The sequence below is a fragment of the Pseudomonas aylmerensis genome (assembly GCF_001702265.1).
GTDB classification, from domain to species: Bacteria; Pseudomonadota; Gammaproteobacteria; order Pseudomonadales; family Pseudomonadaceae; genus Aquipseudomonas; species Aquipseudomonas aylmerensis.
Window position 1 is genome coordinate 102,062 of the sequence record NZ_MAUE01000045.1, and the last position, 22,146, is coordinate 124,207.

15 protein-coding genes are annotated in these 22,146 nt (G+C 61.6%); 9 read left to right on the forward strand and 6 right to left on the reverse strand.

Going from position 1 to position 22,146, the window contains the following annotated elements:
* Positions 1 to 249: 249 nt before the first annotated feature.
* From leuA to BBG20_RS26290, 4 genes are all read right to left on the reverse strand, one after another.
* On the reverse strand, positions 250 to 1,929 hold the full coding sequence (gene leuA / locus BBG20_RS26275; protein ID WP_065908640.1) for a 2-isopropylmalate synthase: 1,680 nt from the start codon (positions 1,927 to 1,929) through the stop codon (positions 250 to 252).
* A 324-nt stretch (positions 1,930 to 2,253) separates the two neighbouring features.
* Complete coding sequence (locus tag BBG20_RS26280; protein WP_065908642.1) at positions 2,254 to 3,075, reverse strand: M23 family metallopeptidase; 822 nt, start codon at positions 3,073 to 3,075, stop codon at positions 2,254 to 2,256.
* Between the two features lie 3 nt (positions 3,076 to 3,078).
* Complete coding sequence (xseA, locus tag BBG20_RS26285) at positions 3,079 to 4,458, reverse strand: exodeoxyribonuclease VII large subunit (RefSeq protein WP_065908643.1); 1,380 nt, start codon at positions 4,456 to 4,458, stop codon at positions 3,079 to 3,081.
* 10 nt (positions 4,459 to 4,468) lie between these two features.
* On the reverse strand, positions 4,469 to 5,359 hold the full coding sequence (locus BBG20_RS26290) for a LysR family transcriptional regulator (protein ID WP_065908644.1): 891 nt from the start codon (positions 5,357 to 5,359) through the stop codon (positions 4,469 to 4,471).
* 99 nt (positions 5,360 to 5,458) lie between these two features.
* On the opposite strand from BBG20_RS26290, the gene BBG20_RS26295 reads away from it, so the two are divergent.
* The 4 genes from BBG20_RS26295 to guaA all read left to right on the forward strand — a co-directional run bounded on the left by BBG20_RS26295 (position 5,459) and on the right by guaA (position 10,275).
* The gene (locus BBG20_RS26295; protein WP_065908645.1) at positions 5,459 to 6,226 is read left to right on the forward strand and encodes a sulfite exporter TauE/SafE family protein; all 768 of its coding nucleotides are present in this window, start codon (positions 5,459 to 5,461) and stop codon (positions 6,224 to 6,226) included.
* 150 nt (positions 6,227 to 6,376) lie between these two features.
* A complete protein-coding gene (locus BBG20_RS26300) occupies positions 6,377 to 6,925 on the forward strand; it encodes a hypothetical protein (RefSeq protein ID WP_025859262.1) in 549 nt (182 codons plus the stop codon).
* 220 nt (positions 6,926 to 7,145) lie between these two features.
* Complete coding sequence (gene guaB, locus BBG20_RS26305) at positions 7,146 to 8,615, forward strand: IMP dehydrogenase (RefSeq protein ID WP_010207937.1); 1,470 nt, start codon at positions 7,146 to 7,148, stop codon at positions 8,613 to 8,615.
* An 82-nt stretch (positions 8,616 to 8,697) separates the two neighbouring features.
* Positions 8,698 to 10,275: a glutamine-hydrolyzing GMP synthase gene (guaA, locus tag BBG20_RS26310; RefSeq protein WP_065908647.1), complete on the forward strand. Its 1,578-nt coding sequence runs from the start codon at positions 8,698 to 8,700 to the stop codon at positions 10,273 to 10,275.
* A gap of 71 nt (positions 10,276 to 10,346) precedes the next feature.
* Here the strand turns inward: guaA and BBG20_RS26315 are convergent, their stop codons facing one another.
* A complete protein-coding gene (locus BBG20_RS26315; protein WP_065908649.1) occupies positions 10,347 to 13,403 on the reverse strand; it encodes a dermonecrotic toxin domain-containing protein in 3,057 nt (1,018 codons plus the stop codon).
* A 65-nt stretch (positions 13,404 to 13,468) separates the two neighbouring features.
* Entirely contained in the window at positions 13,469 to 14,173 is a 705-nt protein-coding gene (gene treR / locus BBG20_RS26320) for a trehalose operon repressor (RefSeq protein ID WP_065908651.1), read from the reverse strand.
* Between the two features lie 254 nt (positions 14,174 to 14,427).
* On the opposite strand from treR, the gene treP reads away from it, so the two are divergent.
* The 5 genes from treP to BBG20_RS26345 all read left to right on the forward strand — a co-directional run bounded on the left by treP (position 14,428) and on the right by BBG20_RS26345 (position 21,921).
* Complete coding sequence (gene treP / locus BBG20_RS26325; RefSeq protein WP_065908653.1) at positions 14,428 to 15,870, forward strand: PTS system trehalose-specific EIIBC component; 1,443 nt, start codon at positions 14,428 to 14,430, stop codon at positions 15,868 to 15,870.
* 49 nt (positions 15,871 to 15,919) lie between these two features.
* A complete protein-coding gene (gene treC / locus BBG20_RS26330) occupies positions 15,920 to 17,566 on the forward strand; it encodes an alpha,alpha-phosphotrehalase (protein ID WP_065908655.1) in 1,647 nt (548 codons plus the stop codon).
* 156 nt (positions 17,567 to 17,722) lie between these two features.
* The gene (locus tag BBG20_RS26335) at positions 17,723 to 18,943 is read left to right on the forward strand and encodes a maltoporin (protein WP_065908656.1); all 1,221 of its coding nucleotides are present in this window, start codon (positions 17,723 to 17,725) and stop codon (positions 18,941 to 18,943) included.
* A 165-nt stretch (positions 18,944 to 19,108) separates the two neighbouring features.
* The gene (ptsP, locus tag BBG20_RS26340) at positions 19,109 to 21,640 is read left to right on the forward strand and encodes a phosphoenolpyruvate--protein phosphotransferase (RefSeq protein WP_065908657.1); all 2,532 of its coding nucleotides are present in this window, start codon (positions 19,109 to 19,111) and stop codon (positions 21,638 to 21,640) included.
* Positions 21,641 to 21,642: 2 nt separating this feature from the next.
* Complete coding sequence (locus BBG20_RS26345; protein ID WP_065908658.1) at positions 21,643 to 21,921, forward strand: PTS transporter subunit EIIB; 279 nt, start codon at positions 21,643 to 21,645, stop codon at positions 21,919 to 21,921.
* The last annotated feature ends 225 nt before the right edge of the window (positions 21,922 to 22,146 follow it).

The window sequence follows — 22,146 nt, forward strand, 5'->3', positions numbered from 1 at the left end:
GTGATTCCTCAATACTTACCTCAAATGCATTCCCTTAGAGATTAATGCAGGGCGCTCCTCACCTTGCAGGCGGTTATTGGGTGGTTGCATCTAAGTTTAAAGTTCCATCCATGCCGTAAGGTCTATGTCTGGAGCAGGTAGGCAGGGAGGCGTTAAGTCTCTCGAAAAGTATTTGGTATGATTTTGAATACTTAATAAAAAAGCCCCTGAGTTTTAACTCAGGGGCTTTTTGCATTGCCGCGATCAGGTTTACGCCGCTTTCGCTTCCAACTGGCTCAACGAGCGGTTCAGCGCGCTGAACAGTGCCTTGAAGCTCGCAGTGGTAATGTTTTCATCAATGCCCACGCCGTGCACCGGACGCTCGCCGTTCACGCGCAGTTCGATGTAGGCCGCAGCCTTGGCGTTGGTGCCCGCGCCGATTGCATGTTCGTTGTAGTCCATGATCTCGACCGCTACCGGCAGGCCGGCTACCAGGGCTTCCAGTGCACCGTTGCCTTTGCCTTTCCAGTGCAGGTTGGTTTCGCCCTGGCCTTTGCCCGACACTTCCACCTCGACAAAGCTGTTGCCATTCTCTTCCTGCAGGCGATGGCTGACCAGCGCGTACGGGGTGTTGGCCTGCAAGTATTCACGCTGCAGCAACGCGTAGATCTGCGGGGCGGTCATCTCCAGGCCCACGCGGTCGGTTTCAGCCTGGACCACCTGGCTGAACTCGATCTGCATGCGGCGTGGCAAGCTGATGTCGTATTCCTGCTCCAGCAGGTAGGCGATACCGCCTTTGCCCGACTGGCTGTTCACGCGGATCACCGCTTCGTAGCTGCGGCCGATGTCCGCCGGGTCGATCGGCAAGTACGGCACTTCCCACAGGGCGTCGTCTTTCTGCTGGGCAAAGCCCTTGCGGATCGCATCCTGGTGGGAGCCGGAGAACGCGGTGTGCACCAGGTCGCCGACATAGGGGTGACGTGGGTGCACCTGGATCTGGTTGCACTCCTCAACGACCTTGCGCACGCCGTCGATGTCGGAGAAGTCCAGCTGCGGGTCGAGGCCCTGGGTGTACATGTTCAAGGCCACGGTGACCAGGTCGACGTTGCCGGTACGCTCGCCGTTGCCGAACAGGCAGCCTTCGACACGATCGGCGCCGGCCATCAGGCCCAGCTCGGTGGCGGCGACGCCGGTGCCACGGTCGTTGTGGGTGTGCAGGCTGATGATCACGCTGTCACGACGGTTGATATGGCGACCGAACCATTCGATCTGGTCGGCATAGATGTTCGGCGTGGCGCACTCGACGGTGGCGGGCAGGTTGAGAATCACCTTGTGCTCAGGCGTTGGGTTCCACACCTCGATCACTGCGTCACATACTTCCTTGGCGAATTCCAGTTCGGTGGCGCTGAAGGTTTCCGGGGAGTATTCGAAGGTCCACTGGGTGTCTGGCTGTTGGGCCGCGTATTTGACAAACAGCTTGGCTGCGTTGACCGCGATGGCCTTGATGCCTTCCTTGTCCTGGTTGAACACGATGCGGCGGAACGACGGCGACGTGGCGTTGTAAAGGTGCACGATGGCCTTCTTGGCGCCGCGCAGCGATTCGAAGGTGCGTGCGATCAAGTCTTCACGGCCCTGGGTCAGCACCTGGATGGTGGTGTCCTCGGGGATGTGGTTGTCTTCGATCAGGGTGCGCACGAAGTCGAAGTCGGTCTGCGAGGCGGCCGGGAACGACGCTTCGATTTCTTTCACACCCACCGCGACCAGGGTCTTCCAGAAACGCAGCTTCTTCACCGCGTCCATCGGCTCGATCAGCGACTGGTTGCCATCACGCAGGTCGGAGCTGCACCAGATCGGCGCTTCGGTGATGGTTTTCGACGGCCAGGTGCGATCCGGGATATCGATGGTCGGGAACGCGCGGTATTTCGAAGACGGGTCTTTGAGCATGCTCATCGGGAAATCCTTTGTTGTAGGGGCCGAGAAAAGGCGGCCTGCCGTAGAACTGTTTTTAGGGATAAAACGTAAAGACGAGGCAGATCGATTCAGCCTGGCAGTCGTGCGCTGACAAGGCACAGGCTGCGGTGCTGGCGGAGCTGAATGAGGGTGTGAGAGGTTTTCATAAGCTCAACCCTAACCGCCGGGGTGAAAGATGGCAAGCAGTCGAGAAAAATTGAGATAAGTTCTGCTATTGGCGTGGGAAACGAGAGTTTATGCCTGAGAATGAGTCAGCGGCTGTTTTTAATTGCGCACCCATTATCGGGTGCGCAATTCCGAGTTTCAGGGCTGGAACGCGCCGATGAAGATCGCCGGGTCGACCCGTGCATCGTTCAGGCTGACATTCCAATGCATGTGCGGCCCCGTCGCGCGGCCTGTCGAACCGACCTTGCCGACCACTGCCCCGCGCGCCAGTTGCTGGCCGACTTTCACGTCGATCTTCGACATATGGCAGAACATGCTGATGAAGCCCTGGCCATGGTCGACGAACACGGTGTTGCCATTGAAGAAGTAGTTGCCGACCAGAATCACCTTGCCGTTGGCCGGCGTCTTGATCGGCGTGCCGGCTGGCACGGCGAAGTCCAGGCCCGAATGAGGGTTGCGCTCTTCACCGTTGAAGAAACGGCGTACGCCGAACTTGCTCGACAGTGGCCCGTTCACGGGTTTATCCAGCACCAGGTTGCTTGGCAGGTTCGGGCTGAAACTGCGGTACGCCTTGATCTGCACCGCCAGCTCCGCCTCGATGCGCTTGAGCTGCGCGGGATCGGGGTTGACCTGGCTTTTGTTTTTCAGGGTGATGCGCTGTTCCGGGTACTTTTTGTAGCCGACGATAAACGGCAGGTTGCGCCCACCGCTGCTGATGCGCTCATTGCCGGGCTTGACGGTCAGTGGAATGCCGACAATCGCCAGCCAGTTGTCCGCCTCCTTTACCACCAGCACCGGTTTACCTTGATACGTCGCTTTCGGCGCGGCGGCCGAAGGGCCCAGTTCGACCACGGCCACGCCGCCCGGCACGGGTTTGTTCAGGGTGCGGGTGATGTAGCTGTCGGCGTGGGCATTGAAGGCGAGGCACAGCAGCATCAACAGACTTAAAAGACGTGGCATCAATCAATCCAATAACGAAAGGGTGACGGGTGTCAGGTGGTTATCTTCCACCCGCACTTGCAGTTGGCCTTCCCCGAGACGCGCGGTGAGGCGCTGGCCGGTGTGGGTCTGTGCGGCATTGCGAATGGCCTGGCCACGCTCGTCGAGCAGAATGCTGTAGCCACGGCCGAGGGTCGCCAGCGGGCTGACAACTTGCAGCGTCTGCACCTGGCTTTGCAGTTGCAGGCGGCGCGCCTTGAGGCCCTCGCGCATGGCGCGGGGCAGGCGTTCGGCGAGGCTGTCCAGGCGTTGGCGCAACAGCGCCAGTTGACGGCCCGGGTGCTGACCGGCAAGGCGGGTTTCCAGGCGGATCAGGCGTTCGCGCCGGGTGTTGAGGCTGCGTTCGAAGGCGCGGCGCAGGCGCATGTCCAGGTCATCCAGGCGCTGGGCTTGCTGGCGCAGGCGCTCACCGGGATGGCGCAGGCGCCGGGCCATGCCTTCCAGGCGCAGGCGGTCGTGGCGCAGGCGGTTGCGCATCAGCATCACCAGACGGCGGTGCAGGTTTTCGACCTGGCGCACCAGGTGGCTGGCGTCGGGCGCGAGCAGTTCGGCGGCGGCGGAGGGCGTGGGCGCGCGCACGTCGGCGACGAAGTCACTGATCGATACATCCGTTTCATGGCCGACGGCACTCACGATCGGCGTGACACACGCATCCACCGCGCGGGCCACGGCCTCTTCGTTGAAGCACCAGAGGTCTTCCAGCGAACCGCCGCCACGCGCCAGGATCAACGCATCGAAGCCACGCGCATCTGCAAGTTTCAGCGCTCGCACAATCTGAGGTATGGCTTCGCGGCCCTGCACGGCGGTGGGGATCAATGTCAGTTCGACGTTCGGGGCGCGGCGGCGGAACACGCTGATGATGTCGCGGATCACCGCGCCCGTCGGCGAACTGATAATGCCAATGCGTCGAGGGTGCGCCGGCAGCGGCACCTTGCGTTCGGCACTGAACAGGCCTTCGGCGCTGAGCTTTTCCTTCAAGGCATCAAAGGCCAGGCGCAGCGCGCCATCACCGGCCGGCTCCACGGTGTCGAGGATCAACTGGTAGTCGCCGCGGCCCTCGAACAGCGAGACCTTGCCACGCACCTTGACCGCCAGGCCGTCTTTCAACGCCTGGCGCACCCGCGCAGCGTTGTTGCGAAACAACGCGCAACGCACTTGGGCGCCGCTGTCCTTGAGGGTGAAATACACATGGCCGGAGGCCGGGCGCGCGAGGTTGGAGATCTCGCCCTCGACCCAGATATTGGTGAACACGTCTTCCAGCAACACCCGCGCGCGGCCGTTGAGCTGGCTGACAGTCAGGACTTCGCGGTCCAGGCCCAGACGGGCAAAGGGATCTTTAATCATGGGCGGCAGTTTATAGGCATTCGTGCAGGGTTTGACAGAACTGCTCCACCAGCGCACTCGGCGACTGCGGGCAGGCCAGGGCCACGGTGCTCAGGCAGTCCGGGTCGGCCAGGGGCAAAAAGTGCACGTTGGCGGGCGCGATGTCCTGCATGGATTTTGGTAACAAGGCAATACCGAAGCCGGCCTGGATCAGCTGCAGCTGGGTGGTCTTGCGCGACATCACCCGCGCGGCCTTGGGGAAAAATCCTGCGCGCATGCACAACTCGGCTGACAGATAACTCAATCCGCCGCGCTGCGGATGCGGGATCGAGATAAACGCCTGATCCTTGAGTTGGGCCAATTCGACCGGCGCCTGACTGCGCGCCAGGGGATGGTTCGGCGGTACCGCCAGCAGCAGTTGTTCACTGTATAAAGGCACTACTCGCACGCCTTCGCGCTGGCGCAGCACGGGCAGGCGCAACAGGCCCACTTCCAGGCGACCGTCGGCGATTTCTTCCAGTTGCGCTTCGGAGGACAGTTTGACGATGTCCATCGACACGCCGGGGCAGCGCGCGAGCCAAGTACTGATGCCCTCAAGCAAAGGCCCGCTCATCGGCACGGTGCTCGAATGGCTCAGGCGTAGCGTGCCGAGTTGGCCGTTGCCCACCTGCGTCGCCATTTCGCTGGCTTTGAGCAACTCGCTCAGCAGGTTGCGTGCACGCGGATAGAAGGCCTCACCGGCGGCCGTCAAGCGCGGCTGGCGCGCCGTGCGTTCGAACAGCGGGGTTTGCAGCTGGGTCTCCAGCTCCTTGATCTGCCGGCTCAGTGCCGATTGCGCGACAAACAGGCGCTCGGCGGCAGCGCTGAAACTGCCACTGTCGGCGATTTCGACGAAGTAGCGCAGTTGGCGGGTAGAGATCACGCGTCATGCCTTTTCGAGATGGGTGGAGGGCTTTGAAGATATTAGTCGCAACCCTCGCGAATGGCTAAAGTGATGGCCATCTCTTACAAGGAATCACCCATGGGCCCGGTTGAACTGATGAGTCAGTGGTCGTTTGGCGGTGTGGATTGGCTGGTGATCGGCCTGGGCATTGTCGTGGCCTACATCGTGTTTGGCATCGCCGGCTTCGGCACGGCGCTGGTAGCGGGGCCGATCCTGATCGTGTTCATGCCGCTGTCGAAGATCATCCCGCTACTGGTGCTGCTGGATTTTGTCGCGGCGTTTGGCAACCTGCTGCAGTCGCGCCGGGATGTGAACAAGCCGGAGCTGCTGCGGTTGCTGCCCTGCATGGCGATTGGCTGCACCCTGGGCGTGGTGTTCTTGCTCAACCTGCATTCGGACCTGTTGCTGCTGTTGATGGGGCTGTTTATCAGCGCCTACGCGATTTACAGCCTGGCCGTAAAGGCGCGGCCGACCCAGCTGGCGGCGGGCTGGGCGATCCCGATGGGCACGGTCGGCGGGCTGTTTGGTGCGTTGTTCGGCAGTGGTGGCTTTTTATATGCCATCTACCTCAACAGTCGCCTGCCCAAGGACGCGGCGCGCGCCACGCAAAGCGCGCTGATCAGTTGCAGCACGGTGGTGCGCTTGACGCTGTTCCTGATTGCCGGGGTCTATGCGGATCTGCCGTTGCTGATGTTGGCGCTGTGCCTGTTGCCGGCGATGGCCCTGGGATTGTGGTGTGGGCGCAGGCTGACGATGCGCATGTCTCGCGAGGCGTTCGTGCGGTTGGTGACATGGCTGGTGCTGGCGAGTGGGATTGCGTTGATCGGGCGGTATTTGAGTACTTGACCTGTGTGGGGCAGGGATTAAGCTGCCAGCCTTCAGGGCCTCTTCGCGAGCAAGCCCGCTCCCACATTTGAATCTATTCACAAATCAAAATGTGGGAGCGGGCTTGCTCGCGAAGGCGCCAGACGGCACACCGCAGGACTCCCAGGCCTCATGAACTCGCAAAGCATCCTTGTCCCGAAAATCTCCACCTTGCCCGTCCACGAACCCCGCGCCCGGGCGATCGTGCGTTGGCTGGTGCGCAAGAACATCATCAAGGAAGAGCTGACCACCTGCGGGCGCACCGGCAATCGCATGGGCTACGCCCTGGCCGATGGCGCGCGTGCCGTGGTGCTGCACCCCGAGGCGTTGCCGTTCAACGAGCCGATCAACGGCCTGGAGATCATCTACAAGCGCTGCATCTACACGCCGGCCAAGGGTTTCCTCGAAGAAGCCGGCTGCCCGGAGTGCCTCAAGGAAGTCGGCGAGGCGCTGTTCGAAAGCCTCGAAGACTGGATGCCCGGCCACACCGACAACTTCACCTGCCCGCTGTGTGGGCATGAGGACGACATCAACGGGTTTCTTTTCCTGCAGGAATGCGGGTTTTCCAACCTGGGATTCATCTTCAACAACTGGGCCGAGGCGGGGTTCAAGCAGAGCTTTATCGACGAATTTGCCGATTGGCTCGATCAGAAGATGAGTTGGGTCAAGGTCGAGCTCTAAACCACCGCCGTTCAACGCTTTAGGAGCCCGGCTTGCCGGCGATGGCGCCCGAGGGTCGAGCGCAAGGCTCAGGGACTTCATCGCCGGCAAGCCGGCTCCTGCAGTGGCTGTTTTTCTCCATCTATCAGTATTACCAAGTTTGTCAGAGTTTTACATTGAGCCTGACAGGGTGCATGTATATAATGGCGCGCTTCCATTTTCCCGCTCGGGAGCCCCCGCGATGCTGCGTATCAGCCAAGAAGCTCTGACATTCGACGACATTCTCCTAGTGCCCGGTTATTCCGAGGTGCTTCCTAACGAAGTCAGTCTCAAGACCCGCCTAACCCGTGGCATCGAGCTGAATATTCCCCTGGTTTCCGCTGCCATGGACACCGTCACCGAAGCCCGTCTGGCCATCGCCATGGCTCAGGAAGGCGGCATCGGCATCATCCACAAGAACATGACTATCGAGCAGCAAGCTGCCGAAGTGCGCAAGGTCAAGCGTTACGAAGCCGGTGTGGTGAAAGATCCCATCACTATCGAAGCCGACGCCACCGTGCGTGACCTGTTCGACCTGACCCGCCTGCACAACATCTCCGGCGTTCCGGTGCTGCACGATGGCGACCTGGTCGGCATCGTCACTTCCCGTGACGTGCGTTTCGAGAACCGTCTTGAAGTTACCGTCCGCGAAGTGATGACGCCCAAAGAGCGTCTGGTCACTGTCAAGGAAGGCGCCGACAAGAACGATGTGCGCGAACTGCTGCACAAGCACCGCATCGAGCGCGTGCTGATCGTCGACGACAAATTCGCCCTCAAGGGCATGATGACCGTCAACGACATCGAAAAAGCCAAGGCCTACCCGCTGGCCAGCAAGGATGACCAAGGTCGTCTGCGCGTGGGTGCTGCAGTCGGTACCGGTAAAGACACCGGCGACCGTGTTTCGGCCCTGGTGGCTGCCGGTGTTGACGTGGTGGTGGTCGACACGGCTCACGGTCACTCCAAAGGTGTGATCGACCGCGTTCGCTGGGTCAAACAGAATTTCCCTGAAGTACAGGTGATCGGCGGCAACATCGCCACCGGCGCTGCTGCCAAGGCCCTGGCCGAAGCCGGCGCCGACGCCGTCAAGGTCGGTATCGGCCCTGGCTCGATCTGCACCACGCGTATCGTCGCCGGTGTAGGCGTGCCGCAAATCAGCGCCATCGCCAACGTCGCCGCGGCCCTTGAAGGCACCGGCGTACCGTTGATCGCCGACGGCGGCATCCGTTTCTCCGGTGACCTGTCCAAGGCCATCGTTGCCGGTGCTTCCTGCGTGATGATGGGCTCGATGTTCGCCGGTACCGAAGAAGCGCCAGGCGAGATCGAACTGTTCCAGGGCCGTTCGTACAAGGCTTACCGCGGCATGGGTTCGCTGGGCGCCATGTCCCAGGCGCAAGGTTCCTCCGACCGCTACTTCCAGGACTCTTCGGCAGGCGCCGAGAAGCTCGTACCGGAAGGCATCGAAGGCCGTGTTCCGTACAAGGGCACCCTGAGCGCGATCATCCATCAACTGATGGGCGGCCTGCGTTCCTCGATGGGCTACACCGGCAGCGCCGACATCGAAGAAATGCGCACCAAGCCTGAGTTCGTGCGGATCACCGGTGCTGGCATGGCCGAGTCCCACGTCCACGACGTACAGATCACCAAGGAAGCGCCAAACTACCGCGTAGGTTGAGGCTTCCAGCAAATAGTTAAGTAACCGGGGCTGTCTTATTCAGCCCCGAGTTGTTTCTGATTCATTAGACGAGACTGATCTCATGGCCCTCGACATTCACGCCCACCGCATCCTGATCCTCGACTTCGGTTCCCAGTACACCCAGCTGATCGCCCGCCGCGTGCGCGAAATCGGCGTGTACTGCGAACTGCATCCGTTCGACATGGATGACGAAGCGATTCGCGAATTCGCTCCAAAAGGCGTCATTCTCGCCGGCGGCCCCGAGTCCGTGCACGAAGCCAACAGCCCGCGTTGCCCACAGGCAGTGTTCGACCTGGGCGTGCCGGTCTTCGGTATCTGCTACGGCATGCAGACCATGGCCGAGCAACTGGGCGGCAAGGTCGAAGGTTCCGAGCTGCGTGAGTTCGGTTACGCGCGTGTCGACGTGGTCGGCAAGAGCCGCCTGCTGGACGGCATCGAAGACCACATCGACGCCGACGGCCTGTTCGGCCTCGACGTATGGATGAGCCACGGTGACAAGGTCACCAAGATGCCGGAAGACTTCCACATCCTGGCCAGCACCCCGAGCTGCCCGATCGCCGGCATGTTCAGCGACGAGCGTCGTTACTACGGCGTGCAGTTCCACCCGGAAGTGACCCACACCAAGCAAGGCGGGCGCATCCTGTCGCGCTTCATCCTCGATATCTGCGAGTGTGAAGCCCTGTGGACTCCGTCGAAAATCGCTGAAGACGCCATTGCCCAGGTGCGCGCCCAGGTCGGCACCGACAACGTGTTGCTCGGCCTGTCCGGCGGCGTTGACTCCTCCGTGGTTGCTGCGCTGCTGCACAAAGCCATCGGCGACCAACTGACGTGCGTGTTCGTCGACAACGGCCTGCTGCGCCTGCACGAAGGTGAGCAAGTGATGGCCATGTTCGCCGAGAACATGGGCGTGAAGGTGATCCGCGCCAACGCTGAGGACCAGTTCCTCGACAACCTGGCCGGCGAGTCCGACCCTGAGAAGAAGCGCAAGATCATCGGTCGCACCTTCATCGACGTCTTCGATGCCCAGTCCAACAAGCTGGACAACATCAAGTTCCTCGCCCAGGGCACCATCTACCCTGACGTGATCGAGTCGGCCGGCGCCAAGAGCGGCAAGGCCCATGTGATCAAGTCCCACCACAACGTGGGTGGCCTGCCTGAGGAAATGAACCTCAAGTTGGTAGAACCGCTGCGCGAACTGTTCAAGGACGAAGTCCGCCGCCTCGGCCTGGAACTCGGCCTGCCGTACGACATGGTCTACCGCCACCCATTCCCTGGCCCGGGCCTGGGCGTGCGGATCCTCGGTGAAGTGAAGAAGGAATACGCCGACCTGCTGCGTCGCGCCGACCACATCTTCATCGAAGAACTGCGCAAGGCTGACTGGTACCACAAGGTCAGCCAGGCCTTCGTGGTGTTCCAGCCGGTCAAATCGGTTGGCGTTGTCGGCGATGGCCGTCGCTACGCATGGGTCGTGGCCCTGCGTGCGGTGGAAACCATCGACTTCATGACCGCCCGTTGGGCACACCTGCCGTACGAACTGCTGGAAACCGTCAGCGGCCGTATCATCAATGAGATCGAAGGTATTTCGCGCGTGACTTATGACGTGTCGAGCAAGCCGCCGGCGACCATTGAGTGGGAATAAGCAAGGCGGGCCTGAATGGCCTGCGTTGAGTGAGTAAAAAGCCTGGCCTCGGCCAGGTTTTTTATTGCCTATCAGGCAGGAACCCGACTTTGCAGGCTCATGCCCATATTGGTAAGGGCGCTGGAGAGTTTTTCCAGGGTGGGGAAGTGCACCTCATGCACGCCTACCCAGGCGGGACGTTCGATGTAGAAGCTGCCGTCGACCAGCCGATTGATGGGCGTGGAGACGATCCCCCTGTCGCGGCTGTGGTGCAGCAAGGTGTAGTTGCCCTGGTTTTCGTCGATCACGTACATGCCCTTGCGAAACAGCAGTCGCTGGTTTTGCTCCAGCGTCCGGTGCACCCGCGGGGCTTCCACTTGTACGCGCAGGTCGGCATGCAGGGTGTCGAAGCTGTCGCCGACGCTTTCATGGCTGGGGGCGCTGTCGCGATCAATGGCGATGCCGGGGTCGATACGCACGTCGTGACCCTGCCCCGGCAGCACCTCTTCTATACGCAGCCCGATCCCCCCTTCCAGCTCGCTGATACCGGCGAAGCCGTTGAAGGTGTTGATGTTTTTCGCGTCGGTGAGGACCAGCCATTTACCGCCGCCGTTCAGGGCTCTGTCGGTTTGCATGACGGTGTGGGCGAGGTAGTTGCTCATCGCTTGTTCTGAAAGGTCGGCGATAGGGTTGGGGTATTTGTAGTGCGCTGCGCAGTCGAAGGCCTGCACGCGTATGCCGTTGGCCCTGGCTGCCTTGACCAGTTCCCGTTCATTGAATTGCCCGGCCGGGTCGGTGCCCAGTCGGCTCAGGTAGTTGTCGAGGTCTTCGGACATTTCCCCTGTGTGCCAATACTGGTTCAAGTCATCCTGGACGAAGTCGTTGAGCAGGCGGCGCATGTACAGGGTTTTCACGCCTTTGCGTGCAAAAAACGCTAGCTTTTCGATCACCAGGCGGGTGCTGGTAATACGGTCGAGGGTTTCACCGATGGCGTAGCCCGGTATGGCGTCAGGCAGGCGTTCAAGCACTTCATCGAGGGTGGCGGTGGGTTCGAAAGCCGCCATAGCCGGACGAGGTGGTAATGGGGTCCAGGACAGCTCGTTGTAGAAGTCTTTCGCCGCTTGCAGCAGTTTGTTGTGTGTTGCGCTGAAGTAGTGGGTGAAGCGATCAATGTGGCTGAAGCGGCTGTGAACATGGGTTTCAGGCAGGCCCAATGCCCAGCGTTTGACCTCGGCACGGGTGGAGGGTGGGGTGTCGAATGGCGTGGTCACCCTGCGCAGTGGGTTGGTGGGCGCAATCGTCGGCTCCGGGGGCGGTGTGATGGGCGTGGGGGCCGGCACCCGAGCGGCTTTGCTGGAATTGCCGCCGCCGCCTTTCAAGCCGTTGACGGGCACCCGCTCCCATTTATCAAATTGATTGAGCCGCACTGGCAGCGAGCCGGAAAAACCGTGGGGGTTGTCCGGGTCGACGACGGCCCAATAACCACGACCATTGGGGTCAGCCTGGTAGCGCACGTAATAAGCCTCATCGTTCAGCAGGATCGCGTGCTGTGCCATGTCGTCGGAGGACCTGAGGGTGTAGACCTGGTGGTACTTTCCCGGGGCAGTGTTGAGGGTTTCGCCTTCCAGTATGAGGTTGGTCTGGTAAGTGGCGGGCACTGCGGGTTCATAGGCGGCAGGTATGACGGCAGGCTTTGCGGGTTCGGTCGCTGCAATCGGTTCAACTGCCCGAGTGTCGGCCACTTCAATGATATCCGGCATGACCCCGTCGGCTTTCAGCAGGCTCAGGTTGAATAACGTGTCGATGGCGCTGAGTATCGCACCCAGTTCTCCGGCGCGGCGTTCAGCCGGGGTTTTGCCGTTGATTGCCTGGTCGAGATTCAAGCCAAGATTGGCCATGCTGGCGCCCATGACCACCAGCGCCACTGGCCAGCCCGCCACGGCCATCGGGCCGAAGGTTTTGCCGAATGCATTCAGGTAACCGATCCACAGTTTCTTGCGCAGGTCGCCATTACTGCGCAGGGAGAAATCGGCATCGTTGCGCATGCGCGCTTGGCTGGAGTGTGCCAGCCACGTGAATGCATCACCCGTAATCGTCTGGTCGATCTGATTGATCAGGTGGTGATCCCAGGTGCCCCAGTCGATAAACAGTTGGTCGAGTTGGTGGTACAGGCCCTTGTCCACCCAGTCTGGCGGCAGGGTGCCCGCCAGGGCCTGGCCGGTGCGATAGATCAGCACCGGCGTGAGCAGCATTTGCTTCCAGGTAACGGCGTCGGTCTCGTCCTGCTGGACCTGGGCCGACAGGGGGAAGTGGGCCATGAAGCGTGCGCGTTTATCCGGGTGATTGGTCTGGTTCAGCAGCCAGAAATGCAGGTCGGCCGGTGTCTCGAAACAGTGGAAGGTCTGCGTCTCGCCGGGGATATAAAGGATTTGCCGGCCGTCGGCATCGATGATGCGCAGCAGGTCCGTGGCGATATGCCCGCCTATATCCAGCGCCGCCACGCGCAGCCCGTGTGCCGAAGGTGCTTCGGTTTGCAGGTTGGGCAGCGTCGGCGGCCAGCGCAGGTTGCCAGCGCACGCGCTGATGACGGTCTGCAACTGTGACGCGCTGAGCTGTCCGGCCTGCCGGGCTTGCAGGGCCTCGGCCAGGCAGTTGACCTTGGCCAGGGTGCGGAAGTGATCGAAGTGTGTGCGCCAGAAGGTCTCCGTGCGCGTGGTGTAGCGGTCGCAGAAGTTGATTGCCCAGAAGTCATTGAGCACTGCGCGAGCCGACAGTTGCACTTCGTTGTGGTGGTCGAACAGGCGCGCCTCGGCACCCTCGCGATAAAAACCGCCGTCGCCGTCGAGCAGGTCGGCGTTGTCCTGGTCGTGCACATTGAAACGGTGAATGACCAACTGCGTGAGGGTCATCGACTCTTGCGGTTTCTCGTTATGGCCCCAGCCGGTGAAGGTGGCAGGGTCGCTGTAGCCGCCCTTGAAGCGGTGCCAGTACAGGTGATCGGGATCCAGGGTTGCCAGGTCATGCCTGGCGAGAATTTCACACGCGGCCTCGCGGGCCATCGTCTGCATGTTCGGGCAGGCGTCCAGCACCACGGGGGCCAGGGCCCGGAGTTGGTGCTGGGCGGCGGGGGAGGTGTCGGCAAGTGGCATGGTGCTCTCCTTGAAGGGGGAGAGCGGAGCATGCCCAGCCCTTCAGAAGGGCGGCAGGTAGATAATTAACGCCGCGCAATATCCGAAAAATAAAACTTATCCAGCGTATGCCGCGACTCGGTGTATTCGAACTGCCGCCCATCCTGCAAAAACGTCTGGTTGCTCACCACGATCACATGGCTCTGGCCTTCGAGGTCCAGGTGCGTCTGATCGTCCTTGCCACGCGGCAGGGCTTCGATGGTGCGTTGGGCGTAGCTGATCTGCAGTTGCAGGGTCTGCTCGATGAAGGCGTAGATCGACTGCTCGGCAATCGAGCGGTCGAGGCCTGGGATCAGGTCGGCGACGAAGTGGTTGATGTCGAGGATCACCCGTTTGCCGCCGATGCGTCGCACGCGCTTGATACGCGTGATCAGCGTGCCGGGCTCGGCCTCGATGTGTTGCAACAGTGGGCCATCGAGGGGCAGCTGGGTGAATTCGACGACTTCGGTGCGGACGTCGTCGCCCAGGTCGGCGTGGGTTTCGTGGAAGCTGACGATGCCGCCCAGTTGGAATTCAATCGGGTTGGGCGACAGCACAAACGTGCCCTTGCCGTGGATTTTTTGCGCGAACCCGCGCTCCTGCAACTGCTCGATAGCCCGACGCACGGTGCCACGGCTGGCCTGGTAGGCGTCCATCAATTCGGTTTCAGAGGGAAGGCGCGTGCCGCGTTGCAAACGTTCAGTGGTGATGCTGGCAAGCAGATCCGTATAGATCTGGTTGTATTTGCTCATGGGGATGGCTCTGTGCCCGACTTGATGAAAGTGAACGGTGCGTTCACGGCAGGAACCTTAGTGGCAGAGGTGGGGTTTGTCCATCAGACCCTTGGATATCTGCGGCCTCCAGCGATATGACAGCCTACAAGATATAAACATTTTGTAACTCGTACAGACGAGTTGTTGCTTTAACTCGTACAGACGAGTACTTTTGCCCTCGGCGTGCTGCCAATGACTGCCCCCAAATAAAAAAATCAAAGTGGAAACCAAGCATGAGCCACGACTATTCGACGATTGCCCGCGAGATTCTCGAGAACCTCGGTGGCAGCGATAACCTTGAACAAGCTGCCCACTGCGTAACCCGCCTGCGCCTGGCGCTCAAGGACCCGAGCCTGGTCAACAGCAGCGCGCTGAACCAGGTCGACCTGGTCAAGGGCTCGTTCTTCACCGGCGGCCTGTTCCAGGTCGTGATCGGCCCCGGTGAAGTGGAAAAGGTCTACGCCGCCCTGCGCGAACAGACCGGCCTCGCCGCTGCCACCATCGCCGACGTGAAGAAGAAGGGCGCCGACAAGACCAACGCCATGCAGCGTCTGGTGCGGGTCTTTTCCGATGTGTTCATGCCGATCCTGCCCGCGCTGATCATCGCCGGCCTGCTGATGGGGGTGAATAACCTGATGGGCGCCAAGGGCATGTTCATCGACGGCAAGACGCTGCTCGAGGCCTACCCGAACCTGGATGGGCTGTGGAGCCTGATCAACCTGATGGCCAACACCTCGTTCGTGTTCCTGCCGGCGCTGGTGGGTTGGTCGGCGGCCAAGCGTTTTGGTGGCAGCGAAATCCTCGGCATCGTGCTTGGCCTGATGCTGGTGCACCCGGACCTGCTCAACGCCTGGAACTACGGCAAGGCGGTCGCCGGGCTCGACGGCCAGAGCCTGCCGTACTTCGATATTTTCGGCTGGTTCAAGATCGAAAAAGTCGGCTACCAGGGGCAGATCCTGCCGATCCTGATGGCGGCCTACGTGATGAGCGTGATCGAGAAGTGGCTGCGCGCTCGCGTGCCCAACGCGATTCAACTGCTGGTCGTGCCGATCACCACCATCGTCGTCACCGGTGTGCTGGCGCTGGCGATCATCGGCCCGGTCACGCGTCACCTCGGGATCCTGATCACCGAAGGCGTGGTCACCCTGTTTGACCTGGCGCCGATGGTCGGCGGGGCGATTTTCGGCCTGTTGTATGCGCCGCTGGTGATCACCGGCATGCACCACATGTTCCTCGCCGTGGACCTGCAGTTGATCTCCACCCAGGGCGGCACGTTTATCTGGCCGATGATTGTGATGTCCAACCTGGCCCAGGGCAGCGCAGCACTCGCGGTGTTCTACACCACCCGCAATGCGCGGGATAAAAGCATGGCCTCGACCTCGGCGATTTCCGCGTACTTCGGCATCACTGAGCCGGCGATGTTCGGCGTGAACCTGCGCTTCAAATTTCCGTTCTATGCCGCGCTGCTCGGCTCGGCACTGGGCAGTATTTTCCTCTCGCTGAACAAGGTGCAGGCCTCGGCCATCGGTGTCGGCGGCTTGCCCGGATTCATCTCGATCATTCCGCAGTACATCCCAAGCTTCGTGATCGGGATGGTGGTGGCGATGGTCGTGCCGTTTGTTCTGACCTGTGCATTGAGCATGAAGATCGTTCGGCCTGGTTATCGCGTCGCCTGACCGACCGCTATCGCCGGCAAGGCCCGCACACATTTCAAAGGAGTCCACCATGCAAGACTGGCAACACTCGGTGATCTACCAGATCTACCCCAAAAGCTTCCACAGCCACGCGGGTAACGCCACCGGTGACCTGCTCGGCATCGTGGACAAGCTCGATTACCTCAAATGGCTGGGCGTGGATTACCTGTGGGTCACTCCGTTCCTGCGCTCGCCGCAACGTGACAACGGCTACGACATCAGCGACTACTACGCCATCGACCCCAGCTACGGGACCATGGCCGATTGCGAATTGCTGATCAGCGAAGCGGCCAAGCGCGGCATCAAGCTGATGCTCGACATTGTGGTCAATCACACCTCCATCGAGCATGCGTGGTTCCAGCAGGCGCGCAGCAGCCTCGACAACCCGTACCGCGACTTCTACATCTGGCGCGACCAGCCGAACAACTGGGAATCCAAGTTCGGTGGCTCGGCCTGGGAATACGAGGCGCAAACCGGCCAGTATTTCCTGCACCTGTTCGATCACACCCAGGCCGACCTCAACTGGGACAACCCCCAGGTGCGCGCCGAGGTGTTCAAGTTGATGCGCTTCTGGCGCGACAAGGGCGTGGGCGGCTTCCGCCTGGACGTGATCAACCTGATCTCCAAGCCAGCGGACTTTCCCGAAGACCACAGCGACGGCCGCCGCTTCTACACCGACGGCCCGAACGTGCATGAATACCTGCAGGAAATGCACCGCGAAGTCTTCGAAGGCCATGACCTGATCAACGTCGGCGAGATGTCATCCACCAGCCTGGAACATTGCATCCGCTACTCGAATCCGGCGTCGAAAGAATTGTCGATGACGTTTAACTTTCATCACCTGAAAGTCGATTACCCGAACCTGCAGAAGTGGGTGAGGGCGGACTTCGACTTCCTGCAACTCAAGCAGATTCTGTCTGACTGGCAGCTCGGCATGCAGGCCGGTGGCGGCTGGAACGCGCTGTTCTGGTGTAACCACGACCAGCCGCGGGTGGTCTCGCGTTTCGGTGACGACGGTGAGCACCGCGTGGTCTCGGCGAAGATGCTCGGCACCGCGTTGCACTTCCTGCAGGGCACGCCGTTTGTGTACCAGGGCGAAGAGCTGGGCATGACCAATCCGGGGTTCGACCGGATCGAGCAATACCGCGATGTCGAGACCCTGAACATCTTTCGTCTCAAGCGCGATGCCGGTGAGTCCGAGGCGTCGAGCATGGCGGCGATCATGCAGAAGTCCCGCGACAACAGCCGCACGCCGATGCAGTGGGACACCCAGGCGAATGCCGGTTTCAGTCGCGGCGAACCGTGGATCGGGATCCCGGCCAATGCAGCGCAGATCAATGCGCAGAGCCAACTGGATGACCCGGATTCGGTGCTGCATCACTACCGCGCGCTGATCGACTTGCGTCGCCACGAACCGCTGATCCAGACCGGCGTTTACCGCCAACTGCTGCAGGACCATTTGCAGGTCTGGGCGTACCTGCGCGAGGGGCAGGGCGAGCGCTTGCTGGTACTGAACAACTTCTATGGCACGCCATGCGAAATCCAGCTGCCGGATGACGTGATCAACCCTGCCAGCGAACAACGCCTGCTGATCAGCAACTACCCCGATTGCCCGCAGCGCACCGGCACGGTCGCACTGCGCCCCTATGAATCGTTCGTCCTGCACCTGAAAGACTGAAGCACCACCATTCCCTGTAGGCGCCGGCTTGCCGGCGATAGCGCCCTCCAGATCGCTATCGCTCGGCGGACCGCTATCGCCAGCAAGCTGGCTCCTGCAAGGGATCGTGTCGGGTAAAAAAAAGTAAGAAAACAATAAAAATAAAAGGAGCGCTGCATGAAAACAACAATAAAACTGGGCCTCGTCGCATCCTGCCTGACCCTTCCACTGGGCGCTCAGGCGCTGGAATTTGCCGGTTACTTGCGTAGCGGCGCGGGGACTTCCACGGGCAGTGGCAAACAGCAATGTTTCCAGTTGCCGGGGGCGCAAACCAAGTACCGCCTGGGCAACGAATGTGAGCAATATGCGGAGCTGGAATTGCGCCAGGACCTGCTGACCCTCGACGACGGCTCTGTACTCAGCGTCGACGCCATGGCCTCGCTGTACAACAAGTACGACCGCGCGCTTAAATTCCAGGGCGAGGACAACGGCTCGGCGCGCATGCCGCAGATGTATGCGCAATGGTCGAACCTGCCCGCGCTCAACGGCGGTTCGGTGTGGGCCGGTCGGCGTTACTACAAGCGTAATGACATCCATATCTCCGACTTCTACTACTGGAACCAGAGCGCCACGGGCGGTGGCATCGAGGACGTGCTGATCGGCGACCTGAAATACAGCTACGCCATTTCGCGCAAGGACAACCTGTACCAGAAGGAATACGCCACCCGTCACGACTTCAACGTCGCGGGCTTCAAGACCAACCCCGGCGGTGAGCTGGAGTTGGGCTTGAGCTACATCGAAAAGGCCGGTGGGCGCGACACCAACAGCGGCTGGGCAATCACCGCGCAACACGTGCAGAAGCCTTTCCTCGGCGGCAAGAACAAGTTCGCCCTGCAGTACGGCGAAGGCCCCGGCACCGGCCTGGGCTACACCGGCAATACCTTCCTGGACAACAGCAGCAAAAGTTATCGCGCCGTCGAGTTTTTCGACTGGCAAGTGACCCCGCGTTTTGGCGGGCAGATCGAGGCGGTGTACCAGAAGGACATTCGCCCAGGCAGCCAGGACCAGACCTGGATGTCGGTCGGCGTGCGCCCGGCGTACGCCATCAGCGAGCAGTTCAAGCTGGTCACCGAACTCGGCCATGATCAGGTCGAGGCCAGCGGCGGCACGCGCAAGCTGAGCAAATTTACCTTCGCCCCGACCTGGTCGCCCAACGGCCCGGATTTCTGGGCGCGGCCGGAAGTGCGGTTGTATTACACCTATGCGAGCTGGAACGAAGCGGCCAAGCGTGCGGCGAATGAACTGGCGGCGGGCTCGGCGTTGTCCGATACCGGCGCCTATGGCACGGCGCGGCATGGGTCGAATGTGGGTGTGCAAGTCGAATATTGGTGGAAATAGCTCGGATTCAAGTGAGCGAGCTTTATGTGGGAACTGGCTTGCCTGCGATAGCAACACCTCGGTCTTACTGAGAAACCGAGTCGCCGGCATCGCAGGTAAGCCAGCTCCCACATTGGACCGTCGTTCGCCCTATGATTTTTACAGAACAAAATAGCAGGTGAAGTCATGACCACAACGCAACCCTTGGAACTGCTGGCGCCCCTGTCCGGGGTGCTGCTGGCCCTGGACCGGGTACCCGACCCGGTGTTCTCCAGCCGTCTGATCGGCGACGGCCTGTGCATCGACCCGACCTCGCAGACGCTCTGCGCACCGTTGGCGGGCGTGATCAGCAATATCCAGGACAGTGGTCATGCCGTCAGCATCACCGACGACAATGGCGTCCAGGTGCTCATGCACATCGGCCTGGACACCGTGAACCTGGCGGGCCAGGGCTTCACGCGGCGGGTCGTGGAAGGCCAGCGGGTGGAGGCCGGGCAAGTGCTGATCGAGTTCGATGCCGACTATGTGGCACTCAATGCCCGCAGTCTGCTGACCTTGATGCTGGTGGTCAGCGGCGAGCCGTTTACGCTGCTGGCGGCGGACAACGGCGTGGTGGCGGTGGGGCAGCCGCTGTTGCAGGTGTCCCCAGGCGAGGCGGCTGAAGGTGCGGAGGAAGAAGAGGGCGACGCGCTGTTCTCCAAGCCGCTGACCTTGCCCAATGCCAACGGCTTGCATGCACGTCCGGCAGCCGTGTTTGCCCAGGCGGCGAAAGGTTTTGCCGCGAGCATTTACCTGCACAAGCAGACCCAGAGTGCCAACGCCAAGTCGCTGGTTGCGATCATGGCACTGCAGACCGTGCAGGGCGATACCTTGCAGGTCAGTGCCGCGGGGGCAGACGCCGAGGCGGCGATCACGGCCTTGGTCGAGTTGTTGGCCCAAGGCTGTGGCGAGCGCGTGACGGCGCCGGCTGAAGAGGTCGAGGTGGTTGCGCCAGTGTCGTCGGCGAGTGTCTTGCGCGGCGTGTGTGCGTCACCGGGTTCGGCGTTCGGCCAGGTGGTTCAAGTGGCTGAGCCCGAACTGAGCATCACTGAGCAGGGCAGTACGCTAGCTGCCGAGCGCGCGGCGTTGGCGCGTGGCCTGCAGGCGGCAACCGACGCCTTGCAAACCCTGCAAGCCAAGGCTGCCGGCAGCGCCCAGGCGCAGATTTTTGCTGCCCATCAGGAACTGCTCGAAGACCCGACCTTGCTGGAGCAAGCCCACCGCCTGCTGGACGAGGGCAAGAGCGCTGCGTTCGCCTGGAACAGCGCCACGGTGGCCACCGCCAAATTGTTCCAGGGCCTGGGCAATGCGTTGCTCGCCGAGCGTGCGGCAGACCTGGCGGATGTGGGCCAGCGTGTGCTGAAACTGATCCTCGGGATCCAGGACAGTGCCTGGGACTTGCCTGAGCGCGCGATCCTGATCGCCGAGCAACTGACGCCGTCGCAAACCGCCAGTCTCGACACCCACAAGGTGCTGGGGTTTGTCACCGTCGGTGGCGGTGCGACGAGCCACGTGGCAATCCTCGCCCGCGCCCTTGGCTTGCCGGCGATCTGTGGGGTGCCCGCACAGGTACTGGCGCTGGCAAATGGCAAGCAGGTCCTGCTGGATGCCGACAAAGGCGAGTTGCACCTGGACCCCAACCTGGCCGAGATCGAACAGCTGGAAACGGCGCGCAAGCAGCACGTCCTGCGACGCCAGCGTGAAGTGGCGCAGGCCTCGTTGCCGGCGATCACCCGCGACGGCCATCATGTTGAAGTCACTGCCAACGTCGCCTCGCTGCAGGAAGTGGAACAGTCCCTGACCCTGGGGGGCGAAGGCGTCGGCCTGCTGCGTTCGGAATTCCTCTACCTGGATCGCAATCGCGCGCCCAGCCCGGATGAGCAGACGGCGACCTACAGCGCCATCGCCCGCGCCTTGGGCCCGCAGCGCAACCTGGTGGTGCGCACCCTGGATGTCGGCGGCGACAAACCGCTGGCGTACGTGCCGATGGACAGCGAGACCAACCCGTTCCTCGGTCTGCGCGGGATTCGCCTGTGCCTGGAGCGCCCGGAGCTGTTGCGCGAGCAGTTTCGCGCGATCCTCGCGAGTGCCGGGCTGACACGCCTGCATATCATGTTGCCGATGGTCAGCCTGCTGTCGGAGCTGCAGGCGGCACGCCGCATTCTTGAAGAGGAAGCGCTGGCGCTGGGGCTCAGCGAGTTGCCGAAGCTGGGCATCATGATCGAAGTACCGTCGGCGGCGCTGATGGCGGACGTGTTTGCGCCGCACGTGGATTTTTTCTCGATCGGCACCAATGACCTGACCCAGTACACCCTGGCCATGGACCGCGATCACCCACGCCTGGCCAGCCAGGCCGACAGCTTTCACCCGGCGGTGCTGCGCCTGATCGCGACCACCGTCACGGCGGCGCATGCCCATGGCAAGTGGGTCGGGGTGTGTGGCGCGCTGGCGTCCGAAGCACTGGCGGTGCCGGTGTTGATCGGGCTTGGCGTGGATGAATTGTCGGTCAGCGTGCCGCTGATCCCGACCATCAAGGCCGGTGTGCGTGAGCTGGACCTGGACGGCTGCCAGACCCTCGCCCGCCACGTGCTGGGCCTGGAGGAGGCCAGCCAGGTGCGCGAGGCTGTGCGCCGGTATCGCGCGGCCACTGTTGAAACCTCACCTGTCGTGGAGCACTGAGCATGTTCGAGAAATTGCAGCGGGCGTTCTGGAAAGCCCTGACCCCGGATCTGATCGCCGAAACCGTGGTGGCGCCAGCACCGAGTGGGTTGTCGGCCGAGGTGCTGAGTGCACTGGGCGGCGCGGATAACCTCAAGTCGCAACAGCGCGTGGCACTGACACGGGTGCGCGTGCAGCTGCAGGACGCGGGACGGTTGGATGAGTCGGCGTTGAAGGCTGCGGGTGTGCCGGCAGTGATGGTATTGACCGGCGGCGTCGTGCATCTGCTCACTGGCCTCTGAAGCCAGGCGCAGATCAAAAATGTGGGAGCGGGCTTGCTCGCGAAGAGGCAGTGCCAGTCACTGAATGTATCGACTGACACACCGCTTTCGCGAGCAAGCCCGCTCCCACAGTTTTGATCGTTGTTCGGGCTTGTGATTCGGGGCGCCGCACCGGCATTTGAGCGGTCTGATCAACCCGGTTCCAACCTTGGAATACATTGCAAAATGTGGGAGCTGGCTTGCCTG

Excerpts from the sequence above, each read along its gene's own strand:
- BBG20_RS26335 (WP_065908656.1), top strand. The coding sequence starts at position 17,723 with ATGAAAACAACAATAAAACTGGGCCTCGTCGCATCCTGCCTGACCCTT.
- leuA (WP_065908640.1), bottom strand. The coding sequence starts at position 1,929 with ATGAGCATGCTCAAAGACCCGTCTTCGAAATACCGCGCGTTCCCGACC.
- BBG20_RS26345 (WP_065908658.1), top strand. The coding sequence starts at position 21,643 with ATGTTCGAGAAATTGCAGCGGGCGTTCTGGAAAGCCCTGACCCCGGAT.
- guaA (WP_065908647.1), top strand. The coding sequence starts at position 8,698 with ATGGCCCTCGACATTCACGCCCACCGCATCCTGATCCTCGACTTCGGT.
- treR (WP_065908651.1), bottom strand. The coding sequence starts at position 14,173 with ATGAGCAAATACAACCAGATCTATACGGATCTGCTTGCCAGCATCACC.
- BBG20_RS26280 (WP_065908642.1), bottom strand. The coding sequence starts at position 3,075 with ATGCCACGTCTTTTAAGTCTGTTGATGCTGCTGTGCCTCGCCTTCAAT.
- treC (WP_065908655.1), top strand. The coding sequence starts at position 15,920 with ATGCAAGACTGGCAACACTCGGTGATCTACCAGATCTACCCCAAAAGC.
- guaB (WP_010207937.1), top strand. The coding sequence starts at position 7,146 with ATGCTGCGTATCAGCCAAGAAGCTCTGACATTCGACGACATTCTCCTA.
- BBG20_RS26295 (WP_065908645.1), top strand. The coding sequence starts at position 5,459 with ATGGGCCCGGTTGAACTGATGAGTCAGTGGTCGTTTGGCGGTGTGGAT.
- ptsP (WP_065908657.1), top strand. The coding sequence starts at position 19,109 with ATGACCACAACGCAACCCTTGGAACTGCTGGCGCCCCTGTCCGGGGTG.
- xseA (WP_065908643.1), bottom strand. The coding sequence starts at position 4,458 with ATGATTAAAGATCCCTTTGCCCGTCTGGGCCTGGACCGCGAAGTCCTG.
- BBG20_RS26315 (WP_065908649.1), bottom strand. The coding sequence starts at position 13,403 with ATGCCACTTGCCGACACCTCCCCCGCCGCCCAGCACCAACTCCGGGCC.
- BBG20_RS26300 (WP_025859262.1), top strand. The coding sequence starts at position 6,377 with ATGAACTCGCAAAGCATCCTTGTCCCGAAAATCTCCACCTTGCCCGTC.
- treP (WP_065908653.1), top strand. The coding sequence starts at position 14,428 with ATGAGCCACGACTATTCGACGATTGCCCGCGAGATTCTCGAGAACCTC.